At 68.1% G+C, this 7494-nt stretch carries 6 protein-coding genes; 3 read left to right on the top strand and 3 right to left on the bottom strand.

Annotated elements, in window-relative coordinates; all coding sequences use genetic code 11:
• The 3 genes from A0J57_RS19080 to A0J57_RS19070 all read left to right on the top strand — a co-directional run.
• The coding region (locus A0J57_RS19080) for a thiosulfate oxidation carrier complex protein SoxZ (RefSeq protein ID WP_201030955.1) at positions 1–368 on the top strand (368 nt) is incomplete at its 5' end.
• On the top strand, positions 365–1312 hold the full coding sequence (locus A0J57_RS19075) for a quinoprotein relay system zinc metallohydrolase 1 (RefSeq protein ID WP_061940188.1): 948 nt from the start codon (positions 365–367) through the stop codon (positions 1310–1312). The genes A0J57_RS19080 and A0J57_RS19075, both read left to right, overlap by 4 nt.
• Positions 1313–1376: 64 nt before the next feature.
• Positions 1377–1583, top strand: coding sequence for a hypothetical protein (locus A0J57_RS19070; RefSeq protein ID WP_044661024.1), 207 nt, complete (start codon positions 1377–1379; stop codon positions 1581–1583).
• Here A0J57_RS19070 and A0J57_RS19065 read toward each other — a convergent pair.
• The 3 genes from A0J57_RS19065 to A0J57_RS19055 form a co-directional block, all read right to left on the bottom strand.
• Positions 1580–3883 (bottom strand): TonB-dependent receptor, encoded by a 2304-nt coding sequence (locus A0J57_RS19065; protein WP_061940190.1) that lies wholly within the window; start codon positions 3881–3883, stop codon positions 1580–1582. The genes A0J57_RS19070 and A0J57_RS19065 overlap by 4 nt on opposite strands.
• A gap of 117 nt (positions 3884–4000) precedes the next feature.
• Positions 4001–5389 (bottom strand): porin, encoded by a 1389-nt coding sequence (locus A0J57_RS19060; RefSeq protein ID WP_061940192.1) that lies wholly within the window; start codon positions 5387–5389, stop codon positions 4001–4003.
• 270 nt (positions 5390–5659) lie between these two features.
• On the bottom strand, positions 5660–7441 hold the full coding sequence (locus A0J57_RS19055) for a diguanylate cyclase (RefSeq protein ID WP_061940194.1): 1782 nt from the start codon (positions 7439–7441) through the stop codon (positions 5660–5662).
• Between the last annotated feature and the right edge of the window lie 53 nt (positions 7442–7494).

The raw sequence follows: 7494 nt of genomic DNA, 5'->3' as shown, positions 1-7494 counted from the left end.
CGACGCCCCCGGTCAGCCGGGTCAAGGGCGACTGGGCGGACCATCTGGGCGAGATCAGGGGCGAGGCCTGGCCTGTCGCGGGGCCGGTCGCCGCCAGCCGCCTTCGCCTCAACTTCCGGCACCCGATGGACACCGGGCTGGTCGACGCCATTCCCACCTATCATCTGGAACGACTGACCGTCAGCGACGGCGCCGGTCGCGAACTGGGCCGGATGGAAATCTGGGCCTCGGTCGCGGAAGATCCGGCGATCACCCTGATCCCCCATGCGGCGGCGGGCGACATGCTGACCGTCGATGCCCGCGACACCAATGGACGCGATTATCACGCGGCGCTGGCCGTCGCGCGCCAGTCGCCCCTGCCGCGATGATGCTGACCCGGCGCAGGCTGATCGCGGGGAGCATGGCGCTGGCCGCCATGCCCGCGCAGGCGCGGCGCAGCTATGCGATTGCCCCCGTCGCGGTCGCGGACGGCATCTGGATGATCCACGGCGCGGACGCCCCCATAGAGCCGGCCAATGGCGGCGCCATCGCCAATATCGCCATCATCGCCACGCCCGCTGGAACAGTGCTGTGCGACTGCGGCCCGTCGCTCGCCTATGGACAGGCGCTGCGCAAGGTGGCGGAGGGACTGACCGGCCAGCCGGTGGTCCGCGTCTATGTCACCCATCTGCATCCCGATCATGGCATGGGCATTGCCGCCTTCGATCCCCGGATCGTCGCGGCCCTGCCCGGCACGATAGAGGCTCTGGCGCGTGAGGGGCGCGGCTATTCGGACGCCATGTACCGGCTGCTGAACGACTGGATGCGCGGCACCGAACTGGTGCTGCCCGGCCTGACGATCGCCGCCGGACGGGAGGAGTTCGGCGGGCGCGGGCTGCGGCTGCTGGCGCTTTCGGGCCATAGCGGCGCGGACCTGGCGCTGCTCGAAGAACGCAGCGGCGTTCTGATCGGCGGCGACCTCGTCTTCCACGACCGCGCCCCCAGCACGCCGACCGCCGACCTCCCCGGCTGGCGCGCCAGTCTCGACCGGCTGGCGCGGGAACCGCATGGCGGCCTGATCCCCGGCCATGGCCCGTTCGATGCGGGGGGCAGGGCCGCCATCGCCCAGACCCGCGACTGGATCGACTGGCTGGAAGAAACGCTGACGCAGGCGGTGCAGTCGGGCCTCGACATGGTGGAGGCGGGCGAACTGCCGATCCCGGCGCGCTTCTCCACCATGGCGGCGGCGCGTTATGAGCTGCAACGCAGCGTCTCCCACCTCTATCCGGGACTAGAGGCGCGGCTGCTGCCCCGCATCGACCGGCCCGGCTGATCCGCCCCCGGAACCAAAGCCCCGTTCGCGCGTTCGGGCGCTGGTCGAAAAGGGGGAGGATGCGATGCCCACGTCGGAATTCTTCAGGGAACAGGCGGAATTGTGGGAACGCCGCGCGGGCGCCGAAATGTCCCGCCACGCGCAGGACGCCGCCCTTGCCGCCGCGCGCAAATGGCATGACGACGCGAACTTCGCGGAGATGATGACGATCGGCCTCGTCGCCACACCGCAACCGGAACCGCTGGTCGACCAGCCCGTCATCAAGGCCTAGAATCGCGCCTTCACCCCCGCATACCAGCGGCGCGGCGCGCCCGGCCCATAAGCGCGCGGATTGGACGCATCGGGGGCCTGCGCCATCTCCACCTCCCCAACGTCGCTGAACGTGCCGAAGGTCGCATATTTGCGGCCGAACGCATTGCGCAGTTCCCCGAACAGCGTCACCCCCGGCGCCATGTCGATCCCGGCGCGCAGGTTGACCAGCGCATGGCCTTTCAGCCGCGGCTGGTCATTGCCCTCGTCACCCACCAGATATTGCCCCGTCCGCGCGATCAGGTCGCCGCCGACCGACCAGCCGCGCCCGGCATAATCCAGCGACAGCGTCGCACTGTGGCGCGGAATGCCGGGCAACCGGTCCCCCGGCTGGACAAAGATCACCCCGTCCCCGTTCGCCGCCGGATTGGCGGGGCTGGAAAGCGCCAGGTCATGGCGGTAGGTCGCATCGGTGAAGGCATAGCTGAACGCCCCCGAAAGGCCGCCGCGCACCGCCTTCAGGGTGAATTCCACGCCCTGCCGCCGGGTCGCGCCGATATTGCGGAACCAGGCGCGCCCTCGAATCGCCGACGCGACAAACTGAATGTCGTCGCGGTTGCGCGTGCGATAGGCGGACAACAGCCATTCCAGCCGGAACCCGCCCCATCGGCCCTGCCCGCCCGCGCCCGCTTCCCAGCTCCTGGCGACGACCTGCTTCAATGGCGGATCGGCGATGAAGAAATTGGCGAGGCTGCACGGCGCATTCTCGTCGGCGCAGGACAGTTCGGCCGGCGTCGGGGCGCGATTGCTCTCCGCATAGCCCACCCGCAGGTTCAGCCCCTCCGTCAGCCGGTAATCCAGTTCAAGGCCGGGGTTCAGCCGCCTGAACCGATGATCGCCGTTGAGCGCCGTGCCGATCCGGTCGCGCATCGCAATCGCCACATGATTGTAGCGCAACCCGATCTCCGCCGAGAGCCGGTCGGTCAGCGGCAGCCGGTCCTGCGCGAACAGCCCCCAATAGCCGGCATGGGCGACCAGACCCACCGGCCCGATCGCGCCGTCCGCCTGCACGATGGCCGGCCCCAGCCCCTCGACGCCGCGATCCTCCGTCAGTGCAGCCAGTTCGGTCGAGGCGCCGAAGCGGCTGCGGCTCGTGTCATAGCTCATGCCGATGGCAAGGTGATTGCGCCCGCCCCACAGCGGCCGCTCGTCGATCATCTGGACCAGCACGCCCATCGCCCGGCTGTCCAGCCTTCCCCGATTGAGCACGCCATAGCCCTCGCCGCCCAGCACATCGGCAATCGTGCGGCCGTCCGCATCGGTCAGCAACGCCTCGTCCGCCCCCTCGACGGTCTCCAGGCAGAGCAGCCCGTCTTCGCACCCCTCTATGTCGGCGGCGTCGCCGTTCACCGTGCGCAGCTTCAACCGTTGCGCATAGAGCGTGCCCTCGATCCGCGTCCCTTCCCCCAGCGCGACCCAGGGATGCAGGCTGATCCGGCCATAGCGCGCCCTAGCATTGTCCGGCCAGGTGAAGACGGCGCGCCGGTCAACCGCCAGCAACTCGACCGGCGCGACGCCATTGCCCGTCAGGTCCGTGTCGGCGCCGATCCACTTCAGATGCAGCCCGCCGCTCGCGGTGTCGAAACCCAGATCGGCATAGCCATTATGGAGGGTGGAGGGCGAATGGTCGCGCCAGCCATCCTCATGGCTGTACTGGAACGCGCCGAATGCGCTGAAATCGCCCTTCCGGAACCCGCCCGCCACGCTCGCCTCCCGCGAACCGAAGCGTCCGCCGGTCAGGCTCGCCTCCAGCCCCGGATCGCTGGTCCCGGTCTTGGTGTCGATCACCATCGCCCCGCCCAGCGCGTTCAGGCCATAGACGGCGCTGCTGTCGAACAGGGTAAGGCTGCGGATCGCCGCCTCCGGCAACAGGTCGAAGGCGACCGTGTCGCCAAAGGGCTGGTTGAATCGCGCGCCGTCGAGATAGACCGCCAGCCCCTGCGCCTGCCCCTGCAGCGGGGAGGCGGTGAAGCCGCGATAGACCAGATTGGGCTGCCACGGATTGCCCTGGGCGTCCTGCAGGGTGACGCCGGCGATGGACCGGGTGAGCGCGCCCAGAAGATCGGGCGTCCCCGCGCGGCTGATGTCCGCGCCGGTCAGGCGCAGCGCATCGTCGGCATCGATCGCGCCGCCGGGGGCCGTGACGACGATCGGCTGCCGGTCCGGATCGGCGCCGGCGGTATCCGCCCATGCGTTCTGCGCGGTGGCCTGCCCCGCCAGAATCGCCCATGCCGCGCCGGCCAGCCACATGCCCTTCCTCATCCCCGTGCCTCTTCTTCTTTGTTCCTCAACGGCCAGGCCATTGTCCAGCCAAGAAAATGGGGCCGCATCCCTGTTAGGATGCGGCCCCGCCCCGTGACATTGTTCCTTCGGTCGGGATCAGAAGAACAGGATGGCCCCCGCCGCGATGGCGTCGGAACTGGCCTGATTGCCGTTATGCGCTTCCGACCTGGTGTGGACATATTCGCTCAGCAGCGTGACCCAGCTTGTGAGGCCGTAGCGGACCTGCCCCACCCAGCTCGAATTCTTGTCCACCAGCGTCGGGTTCGCCAGCGCGTCGGCGGCATTGGCATAGTCGAGATTGCTCTCGCCATAGCTCCCCCCGACAGAGAATTTCCCGAAGCTCGCCAGCCCCTGCAGATAGAAGCCATGGCTGTCGCGCTTGTTGCCCAGCCCATCGGTGTCGAACAGGTTGAGCGCCGTCGTGCCCAGCCCCGAAGCGTCATAATAGGTGCCGACCAGTGTCAGCGGCCCCACCGTCACCTTCGCCCCCGCGTCCCAGCCCCAGCTCGTATAGTCCGGTCCGGCGATCACATCATGCTTCTGCCGGATGCCCGCCGCCCACAGGCGGGTGCCCACGCCGCCGAACTTGCCGTCATAGACCAGCTTGCCCTGAAAGCCCGGCTCCTTGTTGGCCTCGTCCGGCCCGGTCAGCGAGGACAGCGGTTCGAAAATGCCGACGCTGGCGGTGAAGCCGCTGAAGCTGGGCGTCGTATAGGTGATCTGCGGCTGGAAATCGGTGTAGATATAGCCGACGCCGATCCGCCCCAGCGTGGTGTTGGACGGCGCGACATTGCCCGCCGGCGTGCCCGACGACAGCAGGGTGATGTCGTTCAGGATCTGCTCCGAGGCGAACAGGCCGATGTCGCGGCCGATCTTCACCTCGCCAAAGCCCGGCCGGCCGAAGGTCAGGTAGGTCTGGCGGAAATCGATCCCCGCCGTCTGGAGCCCGCGCGGATTGCCGGGGCTGTTCGCGCCGCTGCCCGCATAGCTGACGGAGTTGATGCCCGGATACATGCCGAAATGCGCGCCCACGTCCCAGCCGCCCTGCCTGGTCATGACCTCCACCTTCAGGAAGCCGGGCAGCAGGCCGTTGCGGATGGCCGAACTCTTGCCGCCCACCGTCGCCACGCCGCCGACGACGCTGTTGGTGGCGCTGGGCGCCTCGCCATTGTCATGGACGTAGAAGCCGTTGACGGAGCCGGAGAATTTGAGCGTGACGTCGCCCATTTCGAAGCCGACGCCGCTGTCGGTCATGCGGACGCTCCGACCGCCGCCCGATGCGTCCGGCGTCACCGGCGGCGCGGCCGGCGCGGCTGCCGCCTCCGCGCTCTCATTCTTCAGCAGTTCCTGATATTCCTCGTCCGAGAGGATTCCCTTTTCATGCAGCCGCTTCAGCAGATCGGCGGTGGTCCCGGCCATCGCCGGCGTGGCAGTCGCGCAAAGCAGCCCCATGGCCGCGCTCGCGAGGAGCAGCGTCCTTTTCATAACATCCTCCCTCTTTTGTGCCGGTCAATGCCCCCGGCTGAAGAGAGATTGATGCCGGCAGGGCGCGGCGGAAATTGGACTTAGGGCCTCCTCCCTTGGGAGGAAGGGACGCATGGCTCCAGGCCGCAGGCGGCGCCTGCGCGGATGCTCGAAGCAAGGGCGCGGCCCGCAAGAGCCCGGTTCAGACAGGAGGAACAGGCACTACTTTGGTCGAAGGGCGCAGGGATGTTCGCGCGGAGAGCATCCGCGGCAAGGGTCAGGATCTTGACCTTACGCCGCCAATCGCAGGCAGTTGCGTCCGCTATGCTTGGCGTTGTAGAGCGCCTTGTCCGCGGCCTCCAGCACGGCCTGCCCCTCGCTCTGGCCGCCCAGCGCCACCAGTCCCGCGCTGAACGTCACCGGGATCACCTCGCCCGAATCGATCTGCACCGGATGGGCCGTGACCATTTCGCGCAGCCTTTCGCAGATCATGCTCGCCCGCACGACGTCGGTGCCGCTCAGCAGGATGGCGAATTCCTCGCCGCCCAGACGGCCGATGCTGTCGACGCTGCGCAGTCCGGGACGCAACCGCTCGACGAAGCCCGCCAGCACGCGGTCGCCCGCGCCATGGCCATAGCCGTCGTTGACCGCCTTGAAATGATCGATGTCGATCAGCAGCAGGCAGGCCCGCGCGCCATGCCGGACGCGCAGCATCTCCTCCTCCAGCTTTTCGAGGAAGGCCCGGCGGCTGTCCGCCCCGGTCAGCGAATCCAGCGCCGCCACCTGCTGAAGCGCGCGTTGCCGCGCCTTGTGCCGGGACATGTCGCGGATCGTGCTGACAAGGCCGGTGGGCAGGCCGCGCTCGTCGACCACGGCGCGGGCCACCATCTCGCACCAGTCGCTGCCTTGCGCGGAGATGAAGGGGCGGAACTCCACCGTCTGCACCTCGCCCGGCTGCTCCAGCGCCCGGTCCAGCGTCGCGATCACCTGTTCCCGGTCCGCCGGGTCGACCAGATTGGCCGCGTCCTGCCCGACCAGCAGTTCCGGCGCGCAGCCGATCTGTTCGGCCGCCGCGGGGGAGGCATATTCGATCACGCCGCCAACGCTGATGTTGAGCACCACGTCGCCGCTATTTTCCGCAATGGCGCGATAGCGGGCCTCGCTTTCCTGCAACATCTGGAACAGGCGGCGGCGGCTGTTCAGCTCCGCAGCGATCGGCATCGACAGCAGGAAGCTGAAGGCCAGGAAAAGCTGGAAGAACTGCATCCGTTCGCCCAGCGTGCCGGGGATCATGTACAGCGGCCCATGACCGGTCATGGTCGCCATGCCGCCGATGATGGCCAGGATCATGACCGAAGCCGCCGCGCCCAGATTGCCCAGGCGGAAGACCATCGCGACCATCGGCAGCAGCAGCGCGAACAGCATCGGATAGCGCGCCGCGTAGAAGACGAAGGCGGTCGCCAGCGCGAACAGCAGCAGCAGCGCCAGCGCTTCCCACTTGCCCCTGCGCGAAGTCTGGCCGAACCAGCGCCGCAATTCGCCCTGCATCAGCATCATCAGGATCGGCGTGCAGGTCAGCGCGCCCAGCACATGCCCGGTATACCATTGCAGCAGCGATGCGCCGAAGGACACCGTCGTCAGCGCCGACGCGACCGTGGCGGCGGCCAGGCCCGCGATCAGATTGGCCGGACCGCACAGCGCCAGGATGAAGACGAACAGCGGCTGCATCGAACCGGCGAACTTCCCGCCTCGCGCGAAGCGGCGGCAGATCAGCGCGACGATCAGCGCTTCCAGCAGGTTGATGCCCGCCATCGGCACGGCGGCGAGCGTCCCCATCCCCCACAGTGCGGTCGACAGCGCGCTGGCCATGCCGCAGGAAATCAGCGCCCAGGGCCAGGAAGCGGTTCGCGATGTCAGCAGATAGGCCATCAACAGCGCGTTGGCGCCCCAGATGAAGGCCAATCCCCCTTCGAATCGTGAACTGGCAAGCGCCAGCGACGCCGCCAGGAAATAGGCGCAACCCAGGGCAACCGGTTCCACGCGGGAAGAAGGATGTCGAAGAGACGTCTGCATGTTCGCCCCGCCCTAGACGCTTATCGTTAAGATATACTCACGATGATGATTTT

Source organism: Sphingobium sp. 22B, assembly GCF_001580035.1.
In the GTDB taxonomy this organism is placed as follows: domain Bacteria; phylum Pseudomonadota; class Alphaproteobacteria; order Sphingomonadales; family Sphingomonadaceae; genus Sphingobium; species Sphingobium fuliginis.
Note: the sequence above shows the minus strand (reverse complement) of the source record. Positions and strands in the feature narration are given on the sequence as shown.